The following is a 24809-nucleotide window of genomic DNA, read 5'->3' on the forward strand; positions in this document are numbered from 1 at the left end:
GGCTCGGGATGACGGCCATGCGCTGCGCGGAGCTGCTGGACGCCTTCGCCGCGAGCGGGGAGGACGTCGACCGCTCCGGACGCGGACGGCTCGTCGAGGCGTATCCGGCGGCGGCGCTGCGGCTCTGGGGAGTCGACACCACGGGGTACAAGACACGACCGGAGGCCGTGGCGCTCGCCGTGGAGTCGCTGCTCCGCGCAGCGCCGTGGCTCGACGTCCCCGCGCCCGCGCTCGCACTGATGCGCCGCTCGGACGATGCGTTCGACGCCGTCGTCGCGGCTCTCAACGCTCGCGCCCACGCGCTGGGCGCGACTCTGCCGGTGCCCCCCGAACTGCAGGAGGCGGCGGATGCCGAGGGGTGGATCGCGGTCCCGACCGGATCGCTCGCGGAGCTCGCGAGCTGATCGGAGCCGTCTCGACGGGCGCGCTCAGGCGGGGATCTTCGCCCCCAGCAGGCCGGCGGCGACCTCGGCGGCCCGCTCGGCCTCCTCGACGGTCGAGAAGGGCCCGGTGGGGACGAGGGAGGGCGCGGTGGTCAGTCGGGCGTCGATCTCGAGTCGGAACCGGGGCAGCTCCGCCCCGGGAACGACGACGATCCTGACTCCGTTCCGGCTCCATCGCGCGGGTTGGATAGAAGAAATCTGTGTCATGGTGCTCTCCGCTTTCGCGATCATCCGCACGGGTGGCTGACGCCTCGACCGTGCACGCTTCACGCTACGTCCGGTGCCGGTCTCTCCGAACGGGCTTGACCTCTCAGGCTCGTCGGGCGTAGCGGGTCACTGCAGCCGGTCGAGGGTGTCGCTGATCCGCCGCAGGCACTCGATGAGGACCGACACCTGCGCGGCGTCCAGGTCGGCGAGCACCTCGCCCTCGGCGGCGACGAGGTTGCGCATCGCCTCGTCGACCCGCTTCGTGCCCCGCGGGGTGAGCGAGACGATCTTGCTGCGCGAGTCCGCGGCGTTCTGCTCGCGGACCACGAGCCCGCGGGCGCCGAGGCGGTCGACGCGGCTGGCCAGGTTGCCGCTGGACAGCGCGAGGTGCGTGGCGAGGGCCGAGGGCGTCATCCCGGCCTCCCCGCGCTGCCGCAGCAGCGAGAGGAGCTCGAACTCCCACGGGGCGAGATCGCTGACGGCGAAGGACTGCCGCCGCACTTCCTGCACACGTGGACTGAGGCGGCGGAGGCGGGAGACGACGTCCAGAGGCGCGAAATCGAGGTCGGGCAGGGCCCCGGCCCACGCGTCGATCACCAGATCGACATCGTCGTCTTCGCGCATGCCCCGATTATCCCCGGACGGCGCGGGCGCCGACGACGGGTGGCCCGGGGAGGCGGCCGGGCCTAGCCTGTGCGGACGACGGGCGAGGCGGTCAGGCGCGGGCGGTGCGGACGTAGGCGACGATCGCGTTCGCGTGGCCGTGACCCAGGCCGTGTTCGGTCTTGAGCCAGGTGACGACCTGCATGTGCGGCTCGGAGCGCAGACGCTCGTCGGCGAGGTCGAGCCAGTCCTGGACGGGACGGCCGTAGGTCTTCTCGATGCTCGGGAAGTACGAGGCCGGTCCCTTCGGCTTCGCGCCGTCTGCGGGCGGTTCGGGAGCGAGCACGCGGTCGGTCATGCGGTCACGATAGCGAGCCGCGGTCAGGTCGTGTAGGCCGAGGGGTCGAACCGGCCGAGCTCCTCGCGGAAGGCGAAGGCGAAGTCGGGCCAGAGCAGCGTGAGTCGCCGGTTGTCGTCCAGGTACCAGCTCTCGCAGCCGCCGTTGGTCCAGACGGTGTCGGCGCTGAGGGCGTCGAGGCGTGCGACGGAGGCGGCCTCGGCCTCGGCGGTGACCTCGAGCCGGTCGGCGCCGGAGACCGCGAGGTGGTCGAGCGCGGCGAGCACGTAGTCGATCTGCGTCTCGATCATGTGCACCGCCGAGTTGTGGCCGAGGCTCGCGTTGGGGCCGTTGACGACGAAGAGGCTCGGGAACCCGTGGACCGCGGTCGACTCGTACGCCGCCATGCCGTCGGACCAGCGGTCGGCGAGGAGGACGCCGCCGCGGCCGCGGATGCGCCGGGCGAAGGGCGGCCGTGTGGAGTGGAAGCCGGTCGCGAAGACGAGCACGTCGACCCCGTGCGGGACGCCGTCGTCCCCGAGCGCGGCATCCGCCTCGACGCGCCGGAGCGGACCGGGGACGACGCGGACGTGCGGCTGGGCGAGGGCGGGGTAGTAGTCGTCCGAGAGGAGCACGCGCTTGCAGCCGATCTCGTAGTCCGGAGTCAGCACGGCGCGGAGCGCGGGATCGGGGATCTGCTCCTCGAGGTGGCCGAGCGCCTCAGCCCGCAGCCGGTCGATGGCCTCGGGAACGGCGACGCGGCCGGCGAAGCCGAGCTCGGCGCGCCAGAACAGCTCCTCGCGGAGCCTCGTGAGGGCCCCGGGCGCGCGGGAGAGGGCTCGGCGCTCCTCCGGCGGGTACGGGCGGTTCCGGCGGGGGACGACGTACGGGGCCGAGCGCTGGAAGAGCACCACCTCGGCGGCGCGCTCGGCGAGGTGCGGCACGATCTGCACGGCCGAGGCGCCCGAGCCGACGATGCCCACGCGCTTCCCGTCGAGGTCGACGTCGTCCCGCCAGCGGGCGGAGTGGAAGGCGGGACCCGTGAACGCTTCCAGGCCCGGGACGGCCGGGAGGCGGGGCTCGGAGAGGCGCCCCGCGCAGACGAGGAGGACGCCGGCGGAGTAGTCGCCCCGGGAGGTGCGCACCCGCCAGCGGTGCGCCTCCTCGTCGAAGACCGCCTCGAGCACCTCGGTCCCCAGCCGGAGCCGGGGCGCGAGGCCCTCCTTCTCGACGACGCGCTCGAGGTAGGCCTGGATCTCGGCCCCGGGGGCGTAGAACGCCGACCAGTCGGCCTCGGGGGCGAAGGAGTAGGAGTAGAGGTGCGAGGGGATGTCGCAGGAGACGCCCGGGTAGACGTTGTCCCGCCAGGTGCCGCCGATCCGCTCGGCGCGCTCCAGCACGATGAACGAGGTGCCGTCACGCCGCTCCAGGCGGACCGCGGCTCCGAGGCCGGCGAACCCGGCGCCGATCACGACGACGTCGACGTCCATCAGACCGTCGTCCTCGCCAGGACGCTGCCCGCCGGGTCGCGGCGCGGGTCGGCGAGGAAGTGCTCGAGGACGGCGAGGAGCTCGGCGGGGCGCTCGGCGAGCACGGCGTGACCGCAGTCGAGGACGGCGTAGCGGGCGTCGTCGATCGCGCCGAGCAGGGCCTCGGCACCCTCGACGCCGACGACGGCATCGGCGGAGCAGCCGACCACGAGGGCGGGCACGCGGCAGTCCGAGGCGGCCGCGGAGGCGTCTGCCCGAGCGGAGGCGGCGAGCATCCCGGCGGCGTCGGCGCTCCACGGGGCGGAGGCGGTGGCCGAGCGGACGGCGAGGAGCCGAGCGGCCTCCTCCTGCGCGTCGGGCGGCAGCATCGGCCAGAGGCGCGCCGTGCGGAGGAGGCGCTCCGTCGGGCGCAGCCATCCGGCCACGAGGGCGAGGGCGCTCACCCGCCGGTCGCCCGCGGCGAGGGCCACAGCGGCTCCGAGAGAGTGGCCGATCAGGACGGCCTCCTCGGCGCCGAGCGCGTCCAGGGAGGCGCGCACCGCGGCGGGGCCGTCCAGCCACGGGTCACCGAGGTCGGCGAGCTCGAGCGCGGCGACGCGGTGGCGCCGCGCCAGCATCGGCATCAGCAGCCCGGTGTCGCTCCGCGCGCCCCGGCCGACGCCGGTCAGCAGCAGCACGGTGCGCGGGCTCTCGGCACCCGCGGTCAGCAGCCTCACGGCGGCGCCGTCCGACTCGATCCGCTCCTCACGGACCAGCTCCGCCTGACGCCGCAGGTACTCCGAGCGGGTCATGACGCCCGGCGGGTCCCGCGGACCGGGAGGCGCATCCGCTGCGGAGTCGCCTCTGCGACGGGCTCCACCCGCAGCGCCCGCTCCGGTGCGACCACGCCGTAGGTCGTGGTGCGCTGGCGCCAGCCGCGGCCGATCTCGCCGCTCAGCCGGGCGACGGTCGCGATGTCGAGCGAGCGGTAGGCCTCTGCTCCCGCCTCGGGGCGGAGGGCGCCGTCGAGCAGCAGGCCGCCGAGGTCGTCCGCCCCGCCGCGGAGGAGGACCTGCGCCGCGTGCAGTCCCAGCTTGGTCCAGGCGGTCTGCACGTGGGCGATCCGGCCGTGGAGGACGAGGCGTGCGACGGCGTGCACGGCACGGGTCTCGCGGAGGGTCGGACCGCCCCGGCTCGCGCGCACCACGGCGGGAGGCGCCTCCGCCGGGACGAAGGGCATCGCGATGAACTCGGTGAAGCCGCCCGTCTCGTCCTGGATCGCCGCGAGCGTGCGCAGGTGCGCGAGCTGCTGCTCGGGGGTCTCGACGTGTCCGTAGACCATGGTCGAGGTGGAGCGGAGGCCGCTGCGGTGCGCGGCCGTGATCGCCTCCCGCCACTCGGCCACCGTCGGGTCCGTCCCCTCGCTCAGGACGGCGCGGACGTCGTCGTCGAGGATGCGGGCGGCGGTCCCCGGAACGGAGTCCACGCCGGCCTCGCGGAGGGCGTCGAGCATCGCGGGCAGGGTGCGGCCGGTGCGGCGGGCGACCTCGAGGATCTCGCCGGGCCGGTAGGCGTGCAGGTGCAGCGCGGGCTGCCGCTGCTTCAGCGTGCGGACGATCAGCAGCAGATCGTCGCCCGGGTGCTCCGGTCGGATCGCGCCCTGGAGGCAGAGCTCGGTGGCGCCGAGCGCGACCGCCTCGTCGGCGAGCTCCTCCAGCCGCTCGACGGTGAGCCCGCCCGCTCCCCAGAGGGACGTGTCGATGTTGCGGTTGACGACGACCGAGACCTCGTCGCCGGCGGCGTCGTGCCGCAGGTCGTCCGCCAGAGCGGAGAGGGCGTCGAGGTCGTCGCCGTCGGCTGCGAGCAGGGCGAGGTAGTCGGCGTCCTCGAGACCGGCGGGGTCCGCCTCAGCCCGGGCGAGCACGGCGCCGAGGGCGGGCGCGACCGGTCGGGGCAGGGCGTCGAGCGAGTCGCGGTAGGGCCGGGGGAGGACCGGTGCCGCCTCGTCGGCGAGCCAGGTCCCGCGGTCGGCGAGCGCCTCGACGTAGGGAGCGACGCGCGGATCGATCCAGGTGGCCGAGTCGCGGAGGTACTGCGGGTGCGCGGTCAGCCGCTCATGCAGCCGGTAGCCGGCGGCCTCGGTGAGCCGCGCGAGGTCGTCGATGTTCGGCCAGGGGCGCTCCGGATTCACGTGATCGGCCGTGAGCGGGCTGACGCCGCCCCAGTCGTCGACCCCGGCGCGCAGCAGCAGCCCGAGCTCCTGCTCGTCGGTGAGGTTCGGCGGTGCCTGGATCGTCGCGTCGGCGCCGAGCACGAGGCGCGCGACCGCGACGTTGGCCACGTACTCCTGAAGCTCGAGATCGACCTCGTTCTGCATGGCCGTCCGCGGCTTCGCGCGGAAGTTCTGGACGATGCACTCCTGCACGTGGCCCCAGCGCTCGTGGGACTCGCGGATCGCGAAGAGGGCGTCCGCCCGCTCGGCGGCGTTCTCGCCGATGCCCAGCAGCACACCCGTGGTGAAGGGGATGCGGCTGCGGCCCGCGTCCTCGAGCACGCGCAGGCGCAGCGCCGGGTCCTTGTCCGGCGAGCCGTAGTGCACGCCGCCCTTCTCGGACCAGAGGCGCTCGGCGGTCGTCTCGAGCATCATGCCCATCGAGGGCGCGACCGGGCGGAGCCGCTGCAGCTCGGCCCACGACATCACGCCGGGGTTCAGGTGCGTGACCATGCCCGTCTCGCTCATCACCAGGACGGCCATCGCGCGCACGTACTCCAGCGTCGAGGCGTAGCCGTGCTCGGCGAGCCAGGCGCGGGCGACCGGCCACCGGTCCTCCGGGCGGTCGCCGAGCGTGAAGAGGGCCTCCTTGCAGCCGAGCGCGGCACCGGCCCGAGCGACCTCGAGGATCTCCTCCGGCTCCATGAAGGTCGATTCGCGCTTGGCCGCGAGTCCGCCGGGCGTCTCCACGAAGACGCAGTAGTGGCACCGGTCGCGGCAGAGCTTGGTCAGCGGGACGAAGACCTTCCGCGAGTAGGTGACGACGCCGGGCCGTCCGCGGCGGGCGAGTCCGTCGTCGCGCAGGCGCCCGGCGGCCTCCAGCAGCAGGTCGAGGTCGTCGTCGCGGGCGCCGAGGAGCGCTTCGGCGCTCTCGCGCGTCAGCGCCTCGCCGCGGTCGAGCCGGGCGAGCAGGGTGGCCGTGGTCATGCGGGAGCGGCCCTTCCGAAGGGGGTCGTGGCGGAGGCGGGAGGTCAGAGCGCGCGCAGCCGCGGCGCGAGGTCGCGCTCGAAGGCGTCGAAGAAGCGCTGCTGGTCGTCGCCCGGGGCGTGGAAGACCAGGTGGGTGAAGCCCGCGTCGACGTAGGGCTTGATCTGCGCGACCGTCTCCTCGGGGTCGGAGCCGACGATCCAGCGCTTCGCGACCTGCTCGATCGGCAGCTCGTCGGCTGCGCGCTCCATGTCGACCGGATCGGTCAGCGAGTGCTTCTGCTCCGGCGACAGCGAGAGCGGCGCCCAGAAGCGCGTGTTCTCGAGGGCGAGCGCCGGATCGGGGTCGTAGGAGAGCTTGATCTCGATCATGCGGTCGATGGTCGAGGAGTCGCGATCGGCCGCGGCGGCGCCCTCCTCGACGGCGGGGAGCAGCTTCTCGGTGTAGAGCTCCATGCCCTTGCCCGACGTGCAGATGAAGCCGTCGCCGGCCCGGCCGGCGTACTTGGCGACGACGGGGCCGCCCGCCGCGATGTAGACCGGCACGCCGCTCTCGGGCTTGTCGTAGATCGACGCCTCGTGCGTGGAGTAGTACTCGCCGTCGAACGTGACGCGGTCGCCGGCCCAGAGCGCGCGCATCAGCCGCACGGCCTCGCGGAGCCGGGCGAAGCGCTCCTTGAAGTCGGGCCAGGTCTGCTCGCCCGCGCCCTGGTAGCCGGTGGCGACCTCGTTCAGCGCCTCGCCGGTGCCGACGCCGAGCATGATCCGCTCGGGGTAGAGCACGCCGAGCGTGCCGAAGGCCTGGGCGATGACGGCCGGGTTGTAGCGGTAGTGCGGGGTCATCACGGAGGTGCCGAGGGTGATGGTGGAGGTGCGCTCACCGGCCGCGGCGAGCCAGGCGAGGGAGAACGGCGCGTGCCCGCCCGTGTGCCGCCACGGCTGGAAGTGGTCCGAGACGACCGCGGTCTCGAAGCCGTGCCGCTCGGCGCCGACCGCGAGCTCGACGAGCTCCCGGGCGCCGAACTGCTCCGCCGAAGCCTTGTACCCGAGCGTGATCGTCATCTGCAGCCTTCGTGAGAGAGGGGACGGCCCCCGGAGCGGGAGCGGCCTCTCCATTGTGCGCCTGCCGCGGCGGCCGGCGGGACGGGTGGACGCACCCGGGGGAGGCGTGCCCCGATCCCGGGCTGGGGAGGAGCGTCAGGCCGGCGGAGCGGCGATGTTCACCATCCAGCCGACGCCGTAGCGGTCGACCAGCATCCCGAAGCGGTCGCCCCAGGGCGAGGCGACCAGCGGCTCGAGGACCGTGCCGCCCTCGGCCAGGCCGTCCCAGTAGCCGCTCAGCTCGGCGTCGTCGTCGCCGAAGAGCGCGATCGTGATGCGGGCGCCGCTCTCGGCCGGGCCCGCGGAGGGGGAGTCGGAGCCCATCAGGATCATGCCGCTCGGCGTGACGAGCTGGGCGTGCATGATCCGGTCCTGGTCGGCCGGATCCGCGCTCATCCCGAAGTCGCCGAAACGGCTGGAGCTGAGCTCGCCGCCGAGCACGTCCCGGTAGAACTCCATCGCCTCCTGAGCGGAGCCGTCGAAGCCGATGTAGGGGCTCAGTGAAGTGGGCACGGCACGCCTTTCCGTCGAGGTGCGCCCAGTATCTCCGCGTCCCGACGCGAGCACCAGGGGCGTCCTGCAGAAAGTCCGCCCCCGGTCCTCAGAGCTCGTCGCGGGTGGGCGGGTTCGCGCCGGAGCGGGAGGTCGTGATGCCGGCGACGTGTGCGGCGTGGCGGCCGATCGCGTGCAGGGCGGGGCCGTCGAGCAGCATCCCGTTCGCCGCGCCGAGGCCCTGGCGGAGCGCCTCGTCGAGGATCGCGCCCATCGCGGAGTCGCCGGCGCCGATCGTGTCGGCCACCACGATCCGCGCGGCGGGCACGGTCACCCGCGTGACGGCGGAGGCCAGCAGCAGTCCCTCCGCGCCGCGCGTGACGACCGCGAGCTGCGACCCGAGGGAGAGCAGTCGGCTGAGGACCTCGTCGAGCTGCATGGTCGGGTAGAGCCACTCCGCGTCCTCGTCGCTGAGCTTCACGACCTCGCACGCGGCGGCGATCCGCTCGAAGCGCCCGAGCGCCTCGGCATGAGCGCCGACCAGCGCCGGGCGGATGTTCGCGTCGACGCTCGCCGTCACTCCGGCGGGCAGCGCCTCGAGGAGCTCGAGCACGGCGGATCCGCCCGGCTCGAGGAAGATCGCGATCGAGCCGGTGTGGACGTGGGAGGCGCCCTCCGGGTCCGCGGCGGGCGGGTTCCAGGAGAGGTCGAAGACGTAGCGGGCGGATCCGTCTGCGGCGAGGACCGCCCGAGCGGTGCTGGTGCGCTCCGCGCCGCCGTGCTGGACCTCCACTCCGGAAGCCTCGAGGTGGGCGCGGATGCGGCGGCCGCGCTCGTCGTCGGCGATGTCGGTGACGAGGGTCGCGGGCCGCCCGAGGCGGGCGAGCGTGAGGGCGACGTTGGCCGGGGAGCCGCCGACGTGCTCCGTGGCGCTGCCGTCGCGCTCGACGATGTCGATCAGCGCCTCGCCGATGACCAGGGTTCGGGAAGCCGGGCTGACGCGCTCGTCGGTGAAGGACATGCCGACATCATGCCGGGTGACGGGGTCGCCCCGCGACGCGCGGGGACGACCGGCGGAGGAGGCTCGCGTCCCGCCCGCGGTCTCAGACTCGGTCGCGGAGGTCCGCCAGCACCGCGTCCACGGTCGTGATCTCGATCAGCGGCGCGTACAGGGCCATCGCGTCGAGCGCGCGGTGGTGGTCGGCCTCGGAGGCACCGGCGCAGGCGTCCGCGGCGACCCTGACCCGGACTCCGGCGTCCGCTGCCGCCAGCGCGGTCGAGAGCACGCAGCAGTCGGTCGAGACGCCGGTGAGCACGAGCTCGCGGGAGTCGTCCAGTTCCGCCTCGAGCTCGGGCCCCCACTTGCCGAAGGTCGTCGCGGTGATCGTGCGGTGGCCCTCGAACCCGTCCACGAGCGCGTAGAGCCGGTCGCTCGCGGGGACGAGCGCGAACGGCCACTCGCGGTAGTAGGGGATCCACGCGCCCGCGGGCCGCTCCGGGGCGACGAAGCGGGTGGTCACGACCCGCGCGCCGAACGCCGGGAGGAGCCGGCGGGTCCCCTCGGCCGCGCGCTCGAACCCGCCGGACCCCCACGGCGACTCCGCATCGGCGAAGACGTGCTGCAGGTCGATCGCGACGAGCAGGCTCACGCCGAGGCCTCCTGACGGCGGACGGTCCCGCGCGAGAGCGCGAGTGTTCCCGCGAAGCCGATCACGAGCGCCACGAGGACGCCGAGGTTCGCGCCGGCCCAGTCGCCGTCGCGTCCGCCGAGCGGGCCGAGGAGGTAGCCCTCCCACTCGAACCCGGGGGAGTAGTTGACCACCAGACCCCAGCCGACGACCGCGCCGATCAGCACGAGCGCCACGGGGACCGCCGAGACGCTGCCGTAGCGGCCGCGGGAGTCGTAGAGAGCCTCCTGGTCGTAGTCGCGGCGACGGAGGAGGAGGTCGGCGAGGAACACGCCGAGCCAGGCCGCGATCGGCACGCCGAGGGTGATCAGGAAGCCCTGGAACGGGCCGAGGAAGTCGCCCGCGACGAACACGACGTAGACCGCTCCGAGGACCATCAGCACGCCGTCGATCCCGGCGGCCACCGGCCGGGAGACCCTGAGCCCCGTGCTGAGCAGCGCCAGTCCCGAGGAGTAGATGTCCATCACGGCCCCGCCGATCAGGCCGAGCAGCGCGACGACGATGAAGGGGAGCAGGAACCAGGTCGGCAGGATCCCGGCGAGCGCTCCGATCGGGTCCGCGGCGATCGCGTCCGACAGCTCCTGCGAGGAGCCGGCCAGCAACAGGCCGACGACGACCAGCACGACGGGGGCGACCGCGCCGCCGATCGTCGTCCAGGCGATCACTCCGCTCGTGCGGGCGCCGCGGGGGAGGTAGCGGGAGTAGTCGGCCGCGGCGTTCACCCAGCCGAGCCCGAAGCCGGTCATCATGAACACGAGCCCGCCGATGACCGCGGCGGCCGAGCCCGCGGGCAGGGCGCCGACGGCCGCGAGGTCGATCCGGTCGAGGACGAGCACCACGTAGACCACGGTCAGCACGGCGGTGGCGACGGTGATCGCGAGCTGGAGCCGCATGATCAGGCGGAAGCCGGCGATGCCGGCGATGACGATGAGCGCGGCGACCACGATCAGCGCGACCACCTTGGTGAGCACGCCCCCGTCCCAGCCGAACTCCTCGAACACCGTCGCGGTCGCGAGCACCGCGAGGGAGGCCAGCACCGTCTCCCAGCCCACCGTGAGAAGCCAGGAGATCACCGAGATCAGGCGGTTGCCGTCGACTCCGAAGGCCGCCCGGCTGAGCACCATGGTGGGGGCGGAGCCGCGCTTGCCGGCGACGGCGACCAGGCCGCAGAAGAGGAACGAGACGACGATCCCGATCACGCTGACGAGCGTCGCCTGCCCGAAGGAGAGGCCGAAGCCGAGGAGGAAGGAGCCGTAGCTCAGCCCCAGCACGGACACGTTCGCGGCGAACCACGGCCAGAACAGGTCGCGCGGGCGGCCGTGCCGCTCCGACTCCTGGATCGTGTCGAGGCCGTTGAGCTCGATGCCGCCGGCGGGGCGGGTGCTCGGACGATCGGGGGAGGTCATCGCGTCCTCGTTCTCACGGGTGCCGGCCCTGCGCCGGAGCTGTGACGAACCTACAGCGCCCCGCGCTCGAACAGCAGCCGGAGCGATTCGAGGTCGTCCGCCACCCGCGCGCAGTCCTCGTCCCAGTCGTCCAGGCTCATCCCGGGGCGCCGCCGCACGGTGAAGGCCACCTCGGCGCCGTTCCCGTTCACGAGCACCCGGAGCGGATTGTCCACCACCGTCCCGTCGGGGAGGGTGACCTCGTGGTCCGCGACGCCGAACGGGTTCTGCGGGGCGAAGCGCACCTCGACCCGTCCCATCGGCGAGTCGGCGAACCAGCGTCCGTCGACCTGCTCGAGCGCGGAGGAGGCGAGGCCCGCGGCCCACCGCGGGAGGTTCGCCGGGTCGGAGACGAAGGCGTACACCTCCGCTGCCGGAGCCTCGATCACGACACCCACGGGGCGCGACTCGTACAGGGTCATCCGCTCGTCCTTCCTCTGCAGCCGGTCAGTGCTCGTCGCCGAAGCTGGCGACCAGCAGCGCGGCGAGCGCCGTCCGCTCCAGCATGCCCTCGATGCCGATCGCCTCGCTGCGTGCGTGCGCCCCCTCGCCCGGGGCTCCGAGCCCGTCGAGGACCGGCAGGCCCAGCGCGGCGACGAGGTTGCCGTCGCTCGCTCCGCCGACCGCGATCTCGCGGAGAGGGACGTCGATCCGCTTCGCGACCCGCTCGGCTCTGCGGTAGAGCGCGGCGACGGAGGCTGTCCGCTCGAAGACGGGGCGCTCCCAGGAGCCGCGCACCTCCAGCCGGATGCGCGGGTCGGCGGCGGCGAGCGCGTCGAGCTCGGCCTCGACGCGGGCGGCCTCGGCCGACCCGCGGATCCGCGCCTCCAGCTCCAGGCGCACGCGGGCCGTCGTCACATTGACCCGCGAGCCGCCGGAGACCACTCCGATGTTGACCGAGGTGCCCTCCTCCTCCCGCGCGATCGCCAGCACCCGCGGGATCAGCGAGCCGAGCTCGTGGATCGCGCTCGCCCCCTTCTCCGGCTCGACCCCGGCGTGCGCCTCGACGCCGACCACGTCGATCACGAAGCGCCCGATGCCCTTGCGCGCCGTCTTGACCGCGTCTCCGATCGCGCCCTCGAACACCAGGACCGCGTCGGCGCCCGTGCACTGCCGCTCCAGGAACGGGCGGGAGGCGGCGCTGCCGATCTCCTCGTCCCCGCTCATCACCAGGCGGACGGCCGGATGCGCAACGCCGGCGTGGCGGAGCGCGGCCACCAGCCACACCATCTGCACCAGCCCGGCCTTCATGTCGTAGCTGCCCGGCCCGCTCAGGCGGTCGCCGTCGACGGCGAAGGGCCAGGAGCGGGTCGTGCCCAGGGGCCACACCGTGTCGTAGTGGCCGAGCAGCGCCACGAACGGACGCGTGCCCCGGTGCGGTCTCGCGCCGCCGCTCGCCGGGACGGTCCAGCTGGTCGCGGTCGGCGCGTCCTGCGCCCGCTGGTGCTGCACGTCGGCGTCGTGTCCGAGCCGCTCGCCCACCCAGTGCACCAGGAACGCGTGCAGCTCGCCGAGCGCCTCGAGGGAGTCGCTGGGGCTCTCGATCATCACGAGGTGCCGGACGTCGTCGAGCATCCGCGAGCGGTTGTCGCGGAGGAAGGAGCGCACGCGGGCGGCGTCGTCGGCATCGGGGAAGGTCATCGACTCCGGAGTACCAGAGAGCGGCCGCTCGCGCGAACCGGCTGAACCGATCGGGCCCCCGTTACGTTGGTGCAGGAAGAGGTGGAGATGTCCGAGGATCAGGCCCAGATGCTGCGTGCGCTGCACGACGAGCACGCCAGCGCGCTCTGGCGGTTCGTGCTGCGCCTGACCGGCGACCGCCAGATGGCGGAGGACGTCGTGCAGGAGGCGCTGCTGCGCGCCTGGAAGCACCCCGAGATCCTCGCCCAGGGCGAGGGCGCCGCCCGCTCCTGGCTCTACACCGTGGCCCGGAACCTCGTCATCGACGACCGCCGCAGCGCCCGCTACGCCCGGGAGCTCGGAACGGACGAGGTCCCCGAGCGCCCCACCGCCGACCGCACCGACCAGGTGCTCGACGCCTGGCTGCTCTCGGACGCGCTCAGCGGACTGAGCCACGACCACCGCGCCGTCATCGTGCACGCCTACTACGGCGGCCGCACGGTCACCGAGATCGCCGCGCTGCTGGGGATCGCCCCGGGCACCGTCAAGTCGCGGATGCACTACGGGATGCGGGCCCTCAAGCTCGCGCTGCAGGAGCGGGGGGTGACGGAGCTGTGAGCCACGACCCCTCCTCGGACGACCGGCACGACGACCCCTTCCGCGACTGGGACGCCGCGTACCTCCTCGGATCCCTCACCGCCGCCGACCGCCGCGAGTACGAGCTGCACCTGCGCGCCTGCCCCGGCTGCCGCGAGGCCCTCGCCGAGTTCGTCCCGCTGCCGGGCCTGCTGGCCCACCTGCCCCAGGACGAGGCGATGCGCCTGGTCGAGGAGCCGGAGGCGGCGGGCGACCCGGCTCCGGCGGCACTGCTGACGCGCCTCGCCGCTGCCACCGACTCCGTCCGCCGCCGCACCCGGCTGCGCATCGCGGGCCTGGTGCTCGCCGCCGCGGGCGTCTCGGCCGCCGCCGCCGCCGCCCTGCCGCTCGCGATCGGCCCGTCGCTCGCCCCCGTCGAGACCGTCGGCTCGACGGTCTCGCTCGCCGCCGCTCCGGGCGTCCCCGTCGAGGCCTCCGTGCGGTTCGTCCCGCAGCAGTGGGGTACGCGGATCGACATGGACTGCAGCTGGGCCGACACGGCCGAGCAGTACGCGGGCTCGGCCGGATACGTCCTCTACGTCACGGACACCTCGGGCGGCACCGAGGCCGTCGGTTCGTGGACCAGTGCACCGGGCACGACGATGGAGCCCAGTCTCGCCACCGGGCTGCCGCTGTCCGAGATCGCCTCGGTCGAGGTGCGGCTGCAGGACTCCGACACGGTCGTGCTCACCGGCCGCCCCTGAGCGCGCCGCCGGATTCCCAGGTGCGCGCTCGACGGACTGAGTAGCTTCTCAGTCATGACGATCGCGACCCTCGCCCTCGCCCCCGCCTCCGTGGCGACCGCCTCCTCCTCCGACAGCATCGATGAGCTCTCCGGGCTCGTCGGCGTCGCCGCGCGGGTGATCGCCGCGCTCGGAGAGGCGGGCGTCGGTCTGCTGACGCTGATCGAGACGGTGTTCCCGCCGATCCCGAGCGAGCTCGTGCTGCCGCTGGCCGGCTTCCTCGCCCAGCAGGGCCGGATGAACCTGGTACTCGTCGTGATCACGGCGACTCTCGGCGCCTACCTCGGCGGCCTGATCCTCTACGCGCTCGGCCACCGCATCGGCACGGAGCGCTCGATCCGCCTGCTCTCCAAGCTCCCGCTGGTCGATCGCGAGGACTTCGAGAAGGCGGTCGGCTGGTTCCGCCGGCACGGCACCTGGGCGGTCCTCTTCGGGCGCCTCATCCCGGGCGTGCGCAGCCTCATCTCGCTCCCCGCGGGGGCCGAGCGGATGAACCTCCTGCTGTTCTCGGGACTGACGATCCTCGGCTCCGGCGTCTGGAACGGCCTGCTGATCGGCCTCGGCGCGGCCCTCGGCACGCAGTACGAGCTCGTCGACCAGTACGCGGGCGTGCTCGACGCGATCATCTACAGCGCGTTCGGCGTGCTGCTGCTCGCGCTCGTGGTGCGCAGCGTGCGGCGGCACCGTGCCGCGGCGCGCACCGGATCGCGCCACTGACCTGGGCCCGCGGGCGGGCGGGCGCAAGGCCCCGCGCCACCACGCCCCGGTGCCCTAACGTTCGAGGGGTCCGCACTCCCCGACGCGAAGGAACGCCATGTCCGAGACCGCCGCGCCCACGATGTCCCGCACCTCCGTCGAGCGTTGGTGGATCATCGCCGTCTCGCTGATCGCGATCGTGCTCGGCGTCATCGCCGTCCTGATCCCCGGTCCGACGCTGCTGACCGTCGCCATCGTCTTCGGCATCCACCTGATCGCCGCGGGCGTCTTCCGCCTGCTGCTGGCCTTCACCGCCTCGCGGCTCGACGCCCGGGTGCGCTGGCTCGCGGGCCTGCTCGGCGCCCTGATCCTGGTCGCGGGCATCCTGTGCCTGTCGAACCCCTTCGAGTCGCTGAGCGTCCTGGGCCTCGTGATCGGCGCGGGCTGGATCCTCGACGGCGTCTCGAGCATCACCAGCGGCCGCTCCGTCGCCGGCCCTGCGTGGCTGCCGATCGCGGCCGGCATCGCCTCGGTCATCGCCGGCGTGCTGACGATCATCATGCCCGTGCTGGCGCTGGCCTCCTTCGTCACGGTCGCGGCGATCCTGCTGATCGTCGTGGGCGTCTCCGGCTTGCTCCTGCTCCCGGGCCGCACCACGCGTCCCGAGGGCGCGGAGGCCTGAGCCGCGCGGATGACCGATCCCGACCTCGTCCCCGAGCTGCTGGTCGCCGATCTCGAGCGGAGCCTGGAGTTCTGGTGCGGCCCCTGCGGCTTCCGGATCGACTACGCCCGGCCGGAGGAGGGCTTCGCGTACCTGGTCCTCGGCTCCGCCCACGTGATGTTCGAGGAGGCGGGGCGCGGCCGCAACTGGGTCGCGGCGCCGCTGGAGCGGCCGCTGGGCCGCGGGATGAACCTCCAGCTGCACGTCGACGACGCCGACGAGATTGCCGCAGCACTCGCCGGAGCCGGAGTGCCGCTGTTCTCGCCGCTCGAGACCCGCTGGTACCGGGTCGGAGCGGAGGAGGCGGGCGTGCGCCAGCTGGTCGTGGCCGACCCCGACGGATACCTGCTGCGGTTCCAGTCCTCGCTCGGACGCCGACCGGCCTGAGCGCTGCGGCGACCGCGACCTCCGGCCGGCGCGCCACCATCCGCTCGGCTCGCGACGTCATGCCAGCGGTTGATGCCGAGGACGTCTCGCGACTGGTTCCCTCGGAGACATGACGCAGCACCCCGCCACCGCGACCCTCCCGCAGGTCCCCGCCGCCGCACTCCCCGAGCCCGCAGCCGAGCCGATCGCGGAGGCGTCCGAGCGCGAGCCGCTCGTCCGGCCCGCCGACCTGGTCTCGGCGCTCACGGGCGTCGCGCTCTGCTTCTTCTCGCTCTTCGTCTACGCCATCGCGCACTGGCAGTACTTCGGCGCGGACGTCGACGAGGTGAGCGTCCTCGGCTGGCTCGCGCCGCTGATCGCCGGCGTCGCCTGCCTCCTCACGGCCGTCGTGTCCGTCGCGGTCCGCGCCTCCGGGCGCCGCGCCGAGCGGGCCGCCTCGTGATCCCCGTCCTCGGCGGGCCCGGCCTCGAGGCCGCCGAGCAGCTCCTCGCGCGTGCCGGCTGCCTCCGCCCGGAGCACCCGTGGATGGTCGGGGAGGACACGGCAGCGGCTCCCCGGATCGACTTCGCCGTCCTCGCCGACCGCGCGTGCCTCCTCGACCTCTCCGAGGAGGCTGTCGCGCGCATCGCGGTGTCGCTCGCCACCGGCCGCCCCGTCGACCTGCGCAGCGCCTTCGGCCACCTCACCCGCGACCACGCGCAGCTGGTGATGATCGCGCTCGCCGTCGCCGGCGGTCACGACCGCGTGGGCAGCCGGATCCGCGTGGTCGGCGACGAGCGCCGGGTCGAGACGGCGCCGCCCCTGGCCGTCTGGCCCTCCTGAGCCCCGCCCAACCCGACAGGGCGGCTCCGCTCGCGGATCCGACCCGGCGCTCCGCGTGCGTCCGAGGCCCCGGCCCGGTGAGCCGGATGGAGGCACCGTGCCGCCGACCCGCGTCGCTACGGCCTTTCGGAGGTGCCCGGTTTAGGGTGTCCGTGTGCAACGAGTCGACGATTTCCCAGGAGCCGGACCGGTGGAGACCTCACCCGAATCCGGTGACCAGGGGGAGGCGTCCGCGCATCGGCTCTCCCCGACGGCGACCTCTCCCGTGCAGGTGACGAGCGGCGAGGCCGGTTACCAGGGCGGCAACGTGGCCGATCCGGTCTGGCAGTCGTGGCGCGACGAGCTCGCCAAGGTCGGCGGTCCGTCGCCCCTGCTCCACTTCGTGGACTCGCCCCGGACGCGCATCGAGCTCTCGACCACGCACCCCGGCGGGCTGCCCCCGTTCATCTCGGGCAAGACCACCCTCCTCTCCTCGCTCATCCGCGACGAGCTCGCCCTGCGCACCGCGAAGAACGCCGCGGGTGCGATCACCGACAAGGGGATCGAGCTGCGGTCGGTCCGCGGCATCGAGGGCGTCCACCTCGCCATCGGCCTCGCCCAGTGGCGCGCCGGCGACACGGAGTTCACCGCTCCCGTGCTCCTGCGCCCGCTCGCCATCCGCCGCTACGGCCGCGACTTCGAGCTCAAGCTCAAGGGCCAGCCCTACTTCAACCCGCAGCTCGCGCGCGCCCTCAAGCAGCAGTTCGGCATCACGATCGACCCCGAGCAGTTCGTCGAGCTGGCCGTGCAGAACGGCGTCTTCAAGCCGCAGCCGGTCATCGACCAGCTGCGCGGCCTGACCTCGCACCTGCCGTGGTTCGCCGTGCACCCGCGCCTCGTGGTCTCGAGCTTCGCCGACGTGGCGGGCGACATGCTCCGCGACGCCCGGATGCTCGAGCACCCCGTCCTCGACGCCGTCGCCGGGAACCCGGCCGCCAAGCGGGCGCTGCAGCAGTCGCAGAAGGTGGCGTCGATCATCCCGCAGGACGAGCGTCCTCCGGCGACCGACAACCTCCTGCTCGACGCCGACGCCGAGCAGGAGCAGGTGATCGCGAACATCGCGGCCGGCAACTCGCTCGTCGTGAAGACCCTCCCCGGCACGGGCGGCACCCAGACCATCGTCAACGCGATCGGCGCGCTGGCCGCCCAGCACAAGCGCGTGCTGGTCGTCAGCGCCCGCCGGTCGAGCCTCGACAGCATCCACCAGCGCCTGCTCTCGGCGGGCCTGGGCGGCATCGCGGTCGGGCCCCGCACGCTCCGCCGCGACCTCATCCAGTCGATCGGCCGCAACGAGAAGGCCGCGCGCCCCTCCGTCAGCGAGATCGACGACGCACTGCTCCGGCTGCGGAAGGTGCTGCTCGACTACCGCGGCGCTCTCTCCCGCCGCGACGAGAGCTTCGGCGTCTCGGCGCTGCAGGCGCTCGAGGAGCTCGCCCGCCTCTCGCAGCTGCGGACGCCTCCGTCGACCGCCGCCCGCCTCGACCGCCGCTCCGTCACCGCTCTCGCGCACAGCCGCCCCGAGGCGACCCGGATGCTGATCGAGTCGGCGCGCCTGGGCGAGTTCCGCTACGGCCCGGGCGACTCGCCCTGGTACGGCGCGCAGTTCGACTCCACCGCCGACGCCGAGATCGCCCACGAGCTGGCCAAGCGCCTGCACCTGCGCGATCTGCCGCGCCTGCTCGACCGCGCCCAGGACGTCATCGGCCAGACGCGGATGCGCCCGTTCGAGTCGGTCGCCGAGCTCGGCATCTACCTGCGCCTGCTGCAGGACGTCCGCGAGACGCTGGACAAGTTCCAGCCGGCCGTCTTCGACCGCTCGATCCAGGACCTCATCGTCGCCACCTCGCCCCGCCGCGAGGCCGCCGAGATGTCGTCCACCAACCGCCGGCGCCTGAAGAAGCTCGCCCGCGAGTACCTGCGGCCCGGCGCGCACGTCACCGACCTCAACGCGGCGCTCCGCCGGGTGCAGCAGCAGCGGACGCTGTGGCAGCGCTACGCGGTCGCCGGCACGATCCCCGAGGTCCCGGTCGGCGTCGCCGACGTGCAGGTGGCCTACCAGCAGGTGACCGACCAGCTGAGCCGCCTCGACGAGCCGCTCGGCCGCCGCGGGACGAACCTGCAGCTCGCCTCGCTCCCGCTCGCGGAGCTGGCCTCGATGGTGTCCGGCCTCGCCGAGGACAGCGAGGTGCTCGCCAACCTCCAGGAGCGGACGACGCTCCTGGCCACCCTGCGCGACTGGGGCCTGGACCCGCTCCTCACCGACCTCTCGCGCCGCCACGTTCCGGCCGAGCTGGTCGCGGGCGAGCTGGACCTGGCCTGGTGGCGCTCGGCGCTCGAGATCATGCTGACCGACGAGCGCGCGCTCCTCGGCGGCAACACGAGCGTGCTCGACCGGCTCGAGGCCGACTTCAAGCTCGTCGACGAGGCGCACGCCGCCTCGAGCGCCGAGCTGCTGGCCTGGAAGCTCTCCGAGACCTGGAAGATCGGGCTCGTCGACTGGCCGCAGGAGCGCGACGCGCTCCGCTCGCTGCTGCGCACCGAGGCGGCGACGACCCCTCAGGAGCTGCAGAAGGCCGCTCCGCACCTCTCGCGCGTGCTCGCTCCGGCCTGGCTCGCCTCGCCGTACGAGGTGCACCGCATCGGCACCGAGACGACCTTCGACGCGGTGTTCCTCGTCGACGCCGGCGCGACCACGCTGGCCGAGAACGTCGGAGCGATCCGCCGGGCCAAGCAGGTCGTCGCGTTCGGCGACCCGGTCACGCAGACCCCTACTCCCTTCGGTCTGCGCGTCGACGAGACGCCGGAGTTCGGCTCCACCGCCTCGCGGACCGACGTGGAGGCGCTGCACGCCCAGTCGGCGCTCGCCCGCCTCGGCGAGCTGCTCAACACCGTCACGCTCACCCGCAGCTACCGCGCGGGCGGCGAGGACCTGGCCGAGCTGGTCAACCGCCGCTTCTACGGCGGCCGCATCGACTCGCTGCCCTGGGCGGGCTCGTTCCTCGGACACGACTCGCTGCGCTTCCACTACATCGCGAGCGGGCACGGCATGCCCGAGAACGACTCCGGGGCGGTCGAGTCCGTCGACGCCGAGGTCGCGAAGGTGGTCGAGCTGGTGCTCGAGCACGCCGTGATCCGTCCGCGCGAGTCGCTGATGGTGATCACCGCGAGCCCCCGGCACGCCGTGCGGGTGCAGCAGGCGGTGCTGACGGCCTTCGCCAAGCGCACCGACCTCAGCGACTTCATCCTCGGCGATCGGCCCGAGCCCTTCGCCGTCGTGACGCTGGAGCAGTCGGTCGCGCAGAGCCGCGACCGCGTCATCTTCTCGATCGGCTACGGCCGGACGCCCCACGGCCGCCTGCTGTCGAACTTCGGCGCCCTCGCGGAGCCGGGCGGAGAGCGCCTGCTGGCGGTCGGGATGACCCGTGCCCGCCGGTCGATGGACATCGTCTCGTGCTTCCGCCCGGGCGACATCGACGAGTCGCGCATGCGCTACGGCATGGTCGCGCTCGCGCAGGTGCTGCAGGAGGCGGAGGACCGCGTCCAGCCGAGCGACCGCGACGACTACTCCGAGCCGATGCTGGTGGATCTCGCCGCGCGCCTCGAGCGCCGCGGACTCCGGGTCAACATCGGGCACAAGGGGAAGCTCGCCCTCGTCGCCGCGCACGGGACCCGCGCCGTGGTGGTCGAGACCGACCGCGACGTGAGCACGCAGAGCCTGCGCGTGTCGCTGCGCCTGCGTCCGGAGCTGCTGCGCCGGCTGGGCTGGCACTACCTGCGGGTGCACAACTTCGAGCTGTTCGCCGACCCCGAGGCCGTGGCCGCGCGGGTGTCCGGGCTGATCGGTGCGACCGCGGGGGAGGAGCAGGCCGCTGCTCCTGCCGCCGGCGAGGCTGCCGCTCCTGCCGCTGCCGCCGCTCCTGCCGCTGCTGCCGCTCCTGCTGCTCCTGCCGCCTCTGCCGCTCCTGCCGCCGCTCCGGCGTCGGGGGAGACGCAGCCCGTCGAGCCGCTGCCGCGCGACTGATCGTGGCGCCGGATCCCGACGCCCCCGCGGGTGCCGACCGCCCGTTGCGGCGCACCCGCGGCGGCCGGCGGGCGACGCTTCCCGCGAAGCCCGGCACCGATCCGTCCCCGCACGACGCTCCCGTCGCCGACCCCTCCGCACCGCCCGCGCGCCCCGACACCGGCCCGAACGACGCGCGCCTGCGCCAGGACGTCCCCCCGCACTACTGACGCCGGCCGGTCCGGTCGCCCGTCTGCGCGTCAGCGCCCGTCCCGTCAGCGATCCCGGACCTCGCCGGAACCCGTTCGTGCTCGGCGACCGACCACGCCACGTCCGATGCCTGGCGACCGCCCGCGTCGAACCCGGCTCCTGGTGAACGACCGCTTCCCGTTCGGAGCCCGGCGACCGACCGCGTCCTGTCAGGTGCTCGGTGACGGACCACGTCCCGTCCGGTGCCCGGCGACGTCCGAAGAACGCGTGGATCCAGGCCCGATCGATCACCGTCAGGAGCGCTGAAGGCTCCGACCGGCGACCTCCCGAAGGTGCAGGTGTCGTCCGAAACGCGTGCCAGCGTTTCGAACGCGCCGTTCGCACAACGCTCTGCGGAACGCTCCCGTCTCGGAAGCCGACCGCGGTCTTCTTCCGCCTCCGGCGGAAGAAGACAGAACGACTCAGTCGACGTGCTTGCCGGAGTTCGCGGTGGTGGCGGTCCCGTTGTTGGCGAGCAGATCGCGGATGTCGGCGAGGAGCTCGAGCTCGGTGGGGGCCTTGTCCTCCGCGGCGGGGGCGTCGGCGGCCTTCTTGGCGAAGGCGGCGTTCTTGAGGTGGTTGATCGGCAGGACGAACGCGAAGTAGAGGACGAAGGCCACGATCACGAACTGGATCAGGGCCGAGATCACGGAGCCGTAGGCGATGACGGTCGGATCCTCGCCGTTCTCTCCCGGGCGGATGACCCAGTCCAGCTTCTCGAGCGAGGAGGCGTCGAAGATCACGCCGATGAGCGGGTTGAAGATCCCCGTCACGATCGCGTTGACGATGGTCGTGAAGGCGGCGCCGATGACCACGGCGACAGCCAGGTCGATGACGTTGCCGCGGAGGATGAACTCCTTGAAGCCGTTGATCATGATCGTTCCGTTTCTGCCGTGGGCGGTGGGTGGCGGTCAGCTCCCGGAGGAGGATCCCGAGGACGAGGACCCGGAGGACCCGGAGGACCCCGAGGACGACGAGGAGGAGGACGATCCGGAGCCGGAGGAGCCCGAGCCGGACGAGGAGCCGCCCGAGCTGGACGAGGAGCCCGAGGACCCGGAGGACCCCGACGAGCCGGTGGAGGAGCCGCCCGAGCCCGAGGAGCTCGACGACGAGTCGGACGAGCCGGACGAGCCGGATCCCGAGGAGGAGCCGCTGTCGCCCGACTTCCCGCCCGAGCGGGAGTCGGTGCGGTAGAAGCCCGAGCCGTTGAAGGTCACGCCGACGGCGCTGAACACCTTGCGCAGCGCCCCCTGGCAGCTCGGGCACTCGGTGAGCGTGTCGTCGGTGAACTTCTGCTGGATGTCGAAGGCGTTGCCGCACTGCGTGCAGCGGTAGGAGTAGGTCGGCACAGGGGGCTCCTCGGAGGCGGGTGGGGAAGAAGGAGGACGGGGTCAGTAGCGCAGGTCGACGATGCCGGAGGGAGTGACGACTCCGTCGACGGCCTGGTCGTGGACCTCGCTGGGCACCCGGTCGACGAGCTCGCTGTCGAAGACGACGGCGTAGACCGGCGGGCACTTCTCCATCGAGCCGAGGGTCTTGTCGAAATAGCCGCGCCCCCAGCCCATCCGCATCCCCTGCCGGTCGACAGTGGCGGCCGGGACGACGATGAGGTCGACGTCGTTGATCGCGATGGGGCCGAGCAACTGCCCGACCGGCTCGGGCATGCCGAACAGGCCCTGGGTCTCGGTGTGTCCGTCGCCGACCGCCCAGTCGAGCAGGCCGTCCTGGCGCGAGATGGGGAAGAGGACGCGGATGCCGTGGCTCTCGGCCCAGCCCAGGAACGGCCGGGTGCTCGGCTCGTCCGCAGCGGAGAGGTAGCACGCGAGGGAGCGGGCCCCCACGCGGGTGGCGAGCTCGATCAGGTGGGCGGTGATCTGCTCCGCGGCCTGCTCGCGAGCGGTCGAGGTCTGCGTGCGGCGGCGCTCGCGCAGCTCGGCGCGCAGCGCCCGCTTCTCGTGCGTGATGTCGGCTGGCATGCGCACAGTCTAGAACCGGGGCTCTCGCGGACCCTTCCGCGGGGACCCTGAGGGAGCCTCGTCCTCGGCCTCCCCGGAACGGGGTCAGATGCGGTGCGACGACCGTCCTGGCGCGAAACTCCCGCGACTTCCCCCGCCGCTAGGATGACGCCCCATGGGCACTCGAATCCGCAAAGCAGTCATCCCCGCCGCAGGTCTCGGCACCCGCTTCCTGCCGGCGACGAAGGCCATCCCCAAGGAGATGCTGCCGGTCGTCGACAAGCCGGCGATCCAGTACGTGGTCGAGGAGGCGGCGGACGCCGGCCTCCAGGACGTGCTCGTGATCATCGGGCGCAACAAGAACGCGCTCGCCAACCACTTCGACTCCGTGCCCGAGCTCGAGCAGAACCTGTCCAAGAAGAAGGACGACAAGAAGCTCGAGCACGTCAAGTACGCCAGCGACCTCGCCGACGTGCACTTCGTCCGCCAGGGCGAGCCGAAGGGCCTCGGCCACGCGGTCTCCCGTGCGCAGCGCCACGTCGGCGACGAGCCCTTCGCCGTGCTCCTCGGCGACGACCTGATCGACGCCCGCGACCCGCTGCTCTCCCGCATGATCGACGTCGCCGAGAACCGCGACACCACGGTGGTCGCGCTGCTCGAGGTCGACCCCGACCAGATCCACCTCTACGGCTGCGCCGCGGTCGAGGCGACCGACGAGGACGACGTGGTGCGGATCACCGGCCTGGTCGAGAAGCCCTCCAAGGAGGACGCCCCCTCGAACCTCGCGATCATCGGCCGCTACGTGCTGAAGCCCGACGTGTTCGGCGTGCTCGAGCACACCGCTCCGGGCAAGGGCGGCGAGATCCAGCTGACCGACGCGCTGGAGCGCATGGCCCAGGACCCGGCCGAGTTCGGCGGCGTCTACGGCGTCGTGTTCCGCGGCCGCCGCTACGACACCGGCGACAAGCTCGACTACATCAAGGCGATCGTGCAGCTCGCCTCCGACCGCGACGACCTCGGCAAGGACCTGAAGCCCTGGCTGAAGGACTTCGTCGCCGGCCTCTGAGCCCCGGCGAGCGCACCTCCGGAACGGACGGGACCCCCTGCTGCGGCGGGGGATCCCGTCCGTTCCTCCGTTCCCCGGAAGCACGGAACGCCCCGGAGTCCAGTCCCCCTCCCGCAGTGCGGTGGAGCAGTAGGGTCGCATCATGCCGCTCCCGATCCCGACGCTCACCGAGGGTCGTGTCACCGTCCGCCCGATCCGCGTGCGCGACGCCCGCCCTCTCGAGCGGGAGCTGATCGCGAACCGGTCGTGGCTGCGCCAGTGGGAGGCGTCCGACCCCCGCGGAGGCGCCGCGTTCGACGTGCGCGCCAGCATCCGCTCGCTGCAGCAGAACGCGCGCGCCGGCGGGGGAGTGCCGTTCCTCATCGACTGGGACGGCGAGCTCGCCGGGCAGCTCAACATCTCGAACATCGGATACGGCTCGCTGTCCTCCGGCTCGATCGGGTACTGGGTGTCCGAGCGCTACGCCGGACGGGGCATCACTCCGATCGCCGTGGCCCTCGCCGCCGACCACGCCTTCCTCGACCTGGGCCTGCACCGGATCGAGATCTGCATCCGCCCGGAGAACCGGCCGAGCCTGCGCGTGGTCGAGAAGCTCGGTTTCCGCTACGAGGGGCTTCGGCGGCGCTTCATCCACATCAACGGCGACTGGCGCGACCACTTCTGCTTCGCTCTCGTGGCGGAGGAGGTGCCCCGCGGCGTGCTCCGCCGCTACCTCGACGGGCAGGTCCCCTCCGACGTCGGCGTGCCGACCGACGCGGACCTCCGCGCCTCGCGCCGCTCGGGCCTCTCCGGGCCCTCCGACGGCGCCGGTGTCCCTCCGACGGGGCCCCGGCTGATCCGCGATCCGCACGGACACACCTACCCGTAATGACGGACGGGAGTGCCCGGTACT

At 73.2% G+C, this 24809-nt stretch carries 28 protein-coding genes and 1 pseudogene; 13 read left to right on the forward strand and 16 right to left on the reverse strand.

What is annotated here, in order from left to right:
- The coding region (locus tag C5D44_RS13775) for a DUF429 domain-containing protein (protein ID WP_146088060.1) at positions 1-404 on the forward strand (404 nt) is incomplete at its 5' end.
- Positions 405-428: 24 nt separating this feature from the next.
- On the opposite strand, the gene C5D44_RS13780 is transcribed toward C5D44_RS13775, so the two are convergent.
- The 13 genes from C5D44_RS13780 to C5D44_RS13840 form a co-directional block, all read right to left on the reverse strand.
- Positions 429-650 (reverse strand): hypothetical protein, encoded by a 222-nt coding sequence (locus C5D44_RS13780; protein WP_146076606.1) that lies wholly within the window; start codon positions 648-650, stop codon positions 429-431.
- Between the two features lie 126 nt (positions 651-776).
- Entirely contained in the window at positions 777-1274 is a 498-nt protein-coding gene (locus C5D44_RS13785; protein ID WP_104275400.1) for a MarR family winged helix-turn-helix transcriptional regulator, read from the reverse strand.
- 91 nt (positions 1275-1365) lie between these two features.
- Positions 1366-1611 carry a DUF4287 domain-containing protein gene (locus tag C5D44_RS13790; protein WP_104281999.1) on the reverse strand — a complete coding sequence of 82 codons (246 nt, stop codon included), beginning with the start codon at positions 1609-1611 and terminating at the stop codon, positions 1366-1368.
- A gap of 23 nt (positions 1612-1634) precedes the next feature.
- Positions 1635-3080, reverse strand: coding sequence for an NAD(P)/FAD-dependent oxidoreductase (locus C5D44_RS13795; protein ID WP_104282000.1), 1446 nt, complete (start codon positions 3078-3080; stop codon positions 1635-1637).
- Positions 3080-3871: an alpha/beta fold hydrolase gene (locus C5D44_RS13800; RefSeq protein WP_104282001.1), complete on the reverse strand. Its 792-nt coding sequence runs from the start codon at positions 3869-3871 to the stop codon at positions 3080-3082. Before C5D44_RS13800 ends, C5D44_RS13795 begins: the two co-directional genes overlap by 1 nt.
- Positions 3868-6258 (reverse strand): 7,8-didemethyl-8-hydroxy-5-deazariboflavin synthase CofG, encoded by a 2391-nt coding sequence (cofG, locus tag C5D44_RS13805; protein ID WP_104282002.1) that lies wholly within the window; start codon positions 6256-6258, stop codon positions 3868-3870. The genes C5D44_RS13800 and cofG overlap by 4 nt, the downstream gene beginning before the upstream one ends.
- A gap of 44 nt (positions 6259-6302) precedes the next feature.
- Positions 6303-7319: a glucose-6-phosphate dehydrogenase (coenzyme-F420) gene (fgd, locus tag C5D44_RS13810; RefSeq protein WP_181067747.1), complete on the reverse strand. Its 1017-nt coding sequence runs from the start codon at positions 7317-7319 to the stop codon at positions 6303-6305.
- Between the two features lie 135 nt (positions 7320-7454).
- Entirely contained in the window at positions 7455-7871 is a 417-nt protein-coding gene (locus tag C5D44_RS13815; RefSeq protein ID WP_104282003.1) for a VOC family protein, read from the reverse strand.
- Positions 7872-7959: 88 nt separating this feature from the next.
- Complete coding sequence (locus C5D44_RS13820; protein ID WP_104282004.1) at positions 7960-8871, reverse strand: carbohydrate kinase; 912 nt, start codon at positions 8869-8871, stop codon at positions 7960-7962.
- A gap of 82 nt (positions 8872-8953) precedes the next feature.
- Positions 8954-9499, reverse strand: a complete 546-nt coding sequence (locus C5D44_RS13825) for a cysteine hydrolase family protein (RefSeq protein WP_104282005.1) — start codon at positions 9497-9499, stop codon at positions 8954-8956.
- Positions 9496-10944 (reverse strand): cytosine permease, encoded by a 1449-nt coding sequence (locus C5D44_RS13830; RefSeq protein WP_104275392.1) that lies wholly within the window; start codon positions 10942-10944, stop codon positions 9496-9498. Before C5D44_RS13830 ends, C5D44_RS13825 begins: the two co-directional genes overlap by 4 nt.
- Positions 10945-10994: 50 nt before the next feature.
- Positions 10995-11405: an SRPBCC family protein gene (locus C5D44_RS13835; protein ID WP_104225068.1), complete on the reverse strand. Its 411-nt coding sequence runs from the start codon at positions 11403-11405 to the stop codon at positions 10995-10997.
- 25 nt (positions 11406-11430) lie between these two features.
- Positions 11431-12624 (reverse strand): M20/M25/M40 family metallo-hydrolase, encoded by a 1194-nt coding sequence (locus tag C5D44_RS13840; protein WP_104275391.1) that lies wholly within the window; start codon positions 12622-12624, stop codon positions 11431-11433.
- A gap of 87 nt (positions 12625-12711) precedes the next feature.
- On the opposite strand from C5D44_RS13840, the gene C5D44_RS13845 reads away from it, so the two are divergent.
- The 9 genes from C5D44_RS13845 (at position 12712) to C5D44_RS18135 (ending at position 20877) form a co-directional block, all read left to right on the forward strand.
- Positions 12712-13221: a sigma-70 family RNA polymerase sigma factor gene (locus tag C5D44_RS13845; protein ID WP_104282006.1), complete on the forward strand. Its 510-nt coding sequence runs from the start codon at positions 12712-12714 to the stop codon at positions 13219-13221.
- Positions 13218-13943, forward strand: coding sequence for an anti-sigma factor (locus tag C5D44_RS13850; protein ID WP_104282007.1), 726 nt, complete (start codon positions 13218-13220; stop codon positions 13941-13943). The genes C5D44_RS13845 and C5D44_RS13850 overlap by 4 nt, the downstream gene beginning before the upstream one ends.
- 54 nt (positions 13944-13997) lie before the next feature.
- Positions 13998-14699 carry a DedA family protein gene (locus C5D44_RS13855; RefSeq protein ID WP_104275388.1) on the forward strand — a complete coding sequence of 234 codons (702 nt, stop codon included), beginning with the start codon at positions 13998-14000 and terminating at the stop codon, positions 14697-14699.
- A gap of 97 nt (positions 14700-14796) precedes the next feature.
- Positions 14797-15360: an HdeD family acid-resistance protein gene (locus C5D44_RS13860; protein ID WP_104275387.1), complete on the forward strand. Its 564-nt coding sequence runs from the start codon at positions 14797-14799 to the stop codon at positions 15358-15360.
- A gap of 9 nt (positions 15361-15369) precedes the next feature.
- Complete coding sequence (locus C5D44_RS13865; protein WP_104282008.1) at positions 15370-15786, forward strand: VOC family protein; 417 nt, start codon at positions 15370-15372, stop codon at positions 15784-15786.
- Between the two features lie 109 nt (positions 15787-15895).
- The gene (locus C5D44_RS13870) at positions 15896-16228 is read left to right on the forward strand and encodes a hypothetical protein (RefSeq protein WP_104275385.1); all 333 of its coding nucleotides are present in this window, start codon (positions 15896-15898) and stop codon (positions 16226-16228) included.
- Complete coding sequence (locus C5D44_RS13875) at positions 16225-16608, forward strand: hypothetical protein (RefSeq protein WP_104275384.1); 384 nt, start codon at positions 16225-16227, stop codon at positions 16606-16608. The genes C5D44_RS13870 and C5D44_RS13875 overlap by 4 nt, the downstream gene beginning before the upstream one ends.
- 190 nt (positions 16609-16798) lie before the next feature.
- Positions 16799-20668, forward strand: coding sequence for a DEAD/DEAH box helicase (locus C5D44_RS13880; RefSeq protein WP_374954079.1), 3870 nt, complete (start codon positions 16799-16801; stop codon positions 20666-20668).
- 2 nt (positions 20669-20670) lie between these two features.
- Complete coding sequence (locus tag C5D44_RS18135) at positions 20671-20877, forward strand: hypothetical protein (protein WP_104232858.1); 207 nt, start codon at positions 20671-20673, stop codon at positions 20875-20877.
- Between the two features lie 441 nt (positions 20878-21318).
- Here C5D44_RS18135 and mscL read toward each other — a convergent pair whose 3' ends face one another.
- Positions 21319-21771, reverse strand: a complete 453-nt coding sequence (mscL, locus tag C5D44_RS13890; protein WP_181118516.1) for a large conductance mechanosensitive channel protein MscL — start codon at positions 21769-21771, stop codon at positions 21319-21321.
- Here mscL and C5D44_RS18660 point away from each other — a divergent pair.
- The gene (locus C5D44_RS18660; protein WP_308470811.1) at positions 21770-22090 is read left to right on the forward strand and encodes a hypothetical protein; all 321 of its coding nucleotides are present in this window, start codon (positions 21770-21772) and stop codon (positions 22088-22090) included. The genes mscL and C5D44_RS18660 overlap by 2 nt on opposite strands.
- A gap of 14 nt (positions 22091-22104) precedes the next feature.
- Here the strand turns inward: C5D44_RS18660 and C5D44_RS18665 are convergent.
- Positions 22105-22245: pseudogene (locus tag C5D44_RS18665) on the reverse strand (FmdB family zinc ribbon protein); the annotation flags it as partial.
- Positions 22246-22287: 42 nt separating this feature from the next.
- The gene (locus C5D44_RS13900) at positions 22288-22872 is read right to left on the reverse strand and encodes a 5-formyltetrahydrofolate cyclo-ligase (RefSeq protein ID WP_104282010.1); all 585 of its coding nucleotides are present in this window, start codon (positions 22870-22872) and stop codon (positions 22288-22290) included.
- 154 nt (positions 22873-23026) lie between these two features.
- Here C5D44_RS13900 and galU point away from each other — a divergent pair, with 154 nt between their 5' ends.
- Both galU and C5D44_RS13910 read left to right on the forward strand, forming a co-directional pair.
- The gene (gene galU / locus C5D44_RS13905; RefSeq protein WP_104275381.1) at positions 23027-23917 is read left to right on the forward strand and encodes a UTP--glucose-1-phosphate uridylyltransferase GalU; all 891 of its coding nucleotides are present in this window, start codon (positions 23027-23029) and stop codon (positions 23915-23917) included.
- Positions 23918-24059: 142 nt separating this feature from the next.
- A complete protein-coding gene (locus C5D44_RS13910) occupies positions 24060-24785 on the forward strand; it encodes a GNAT family N-acetyltransferase (protein WP_104275380.1) in 726 nt (241 codons plus the stop codon).
- The last annotated feature ends 24 nt before the right edge of the window (positions 24786-24809 follow it).

Source organism: Rathayibacter sp. AY1B5 (assembly GCF_002932795.1).
Lineage (GTDB): Bacteria > Actinomycetota > Actinomycetes > Actinomycetales > Microbacteriaceae > Rathayibacter.

Coding starts and splice junctions, on each gene's coding strand:
- C5D44_RS13800 (WP_104282001.1), bottom strand. CDS start 3,871: ATGACCCGCTCGGAGTACCTGCGGCGTCAGGCGGAGCTGGTCCGTGAG.
- C5D44_RS13795 (WP_104282000.1), bottom strand. CDS start 3,080: ATGGACGTCGACGTCGTCGTGATCGGCGCCGGGTTCGCCGGCCTCGGA.
- C5D44_RS13820 (WP_104282004.1), bottom strand. CDS start 8,871: ATGTCCTTCACCGACGAGCGCGTCAGCCCGGCTTCCCGAACCCTGGTC.
- C5D44_RS13790 (WP_104281999.1), bottom strand. CDS start 1,611: ATGACCGACCGCGTGCTCGCTCCCGAACCGCCCGCAGACGGCGCGAAG.
- cofG (WP_104282002.1), bottom strand. CDS start 6,258: ATGACCACGGCCACCCTGCTCGCCCGGCTCGACCGCGGCGAGGCGCTG.
- C5D44_RS13845 (WP_104282006.1), top strand. CDS start 12,712: ATGTCCGAGGATCAGGCCCAGATGCTGCGTGCGCTGCACGACGAGCAC.
- C5D44_RS13870 (WP_104275385.1), top strand. CDS start 15,896: ATGACGCAGCACCCCGCCACCGCGACCCTCCCGCAGGTCCCCGCCGCC.
- C5D44_RS18660 (WP_308470811.1), top strand. CDS start 21,770: ATGATCGTTCCGTTTCTGCCGTGGGCGGTGGGTGGCGGTCAGCTCCCG.
- C5D44_RS13855 (WP_104275388.1), top strand. CDS start 13,998: ATGACGATCGCGACCCTCGCCCTCGCCCCCGCCTCCGTGGCGACCGCC.
- C5D44_RS13900 (WP_104282010.1), bottom strand. CDS start 22,872: ATGCCAGCCGACATCACGCACGAGAAGCGGGCGCTGCGCGCCGAGCTG.
- C5D44_RS13840 (WP_104275391.1), bottom strand. CDS start 12,624: ATGACCTTCCCCGATGCCGACGACGCCGCCCGCGTGCGCTCCTTCCTC.
- mscL (WP_181118516.1), bottom strand. CDS start 21,771: ATGATCAACGGCTTCAAGGAGTTCATCCTCCGCGGCAACGTCATCGAC.
- galU (WP_104275381.1), top strand. CDS start 23,027: ATGGGCACTCGAATCCGCAAAGCAGTCATCCCCGCCGCAGGTCTCGGC.
- C5D44_RS13830 (WP_104275392.1), bottom strand. CDS start 10,944: ATGACCTCCCCCGATCGTCCGAGCACCCGCCCCGCCGGCGGCATCGAG.
- C5D44_RS13780 (WP_146076606.1), bottom strand. CDS start 650: ATGACACAGATTTCTTCTATCCAACCCGCGCGATGGAGCCGGAACGGA.
- fgd (WP_181067747.1), bottom strand. CDS start 7,319: ATGACGATCACGCTCGGGTACAAGGCTTCGGCGGAGCAGTTCGGCGCC.
- C5D44_RS13785 (WP_104275400.1), bottom strand. CDS start 1,274: ATGCGCGAAGACGACGATGTCGATCTGGTGATCGACGCGTGGGCCGGG.
- C5D44_RS13865 (WP_104282008.1), top strand. CDS start 15,370: ATGACCGATCCCGACCTCGTCCCCGAGCTGCTGGTCGCCGATCTCGAG.
- C5D44_RS13860 (WP_104275387.1), top strand. CDS start 14,797: ATGTCCGAGACCGCCGCGCCCACGATGTCCCGCACCTCCGTCGAGCGT.
- C5D44_RS13910 (WP_104275380.1), top strand. CDS start 24,060: ATGCCGCTCCCGATCCCGACGCTCACCGAGGGTCGTGTCACCGTCCGC.
- C5D44_RS13835 (WP_104225068.1), bottom strand. CDS start 11,405: ATGACCCTGTACGAGTCGCGCCCCGTGGGTGTCGTGATCGAGGCTCCG.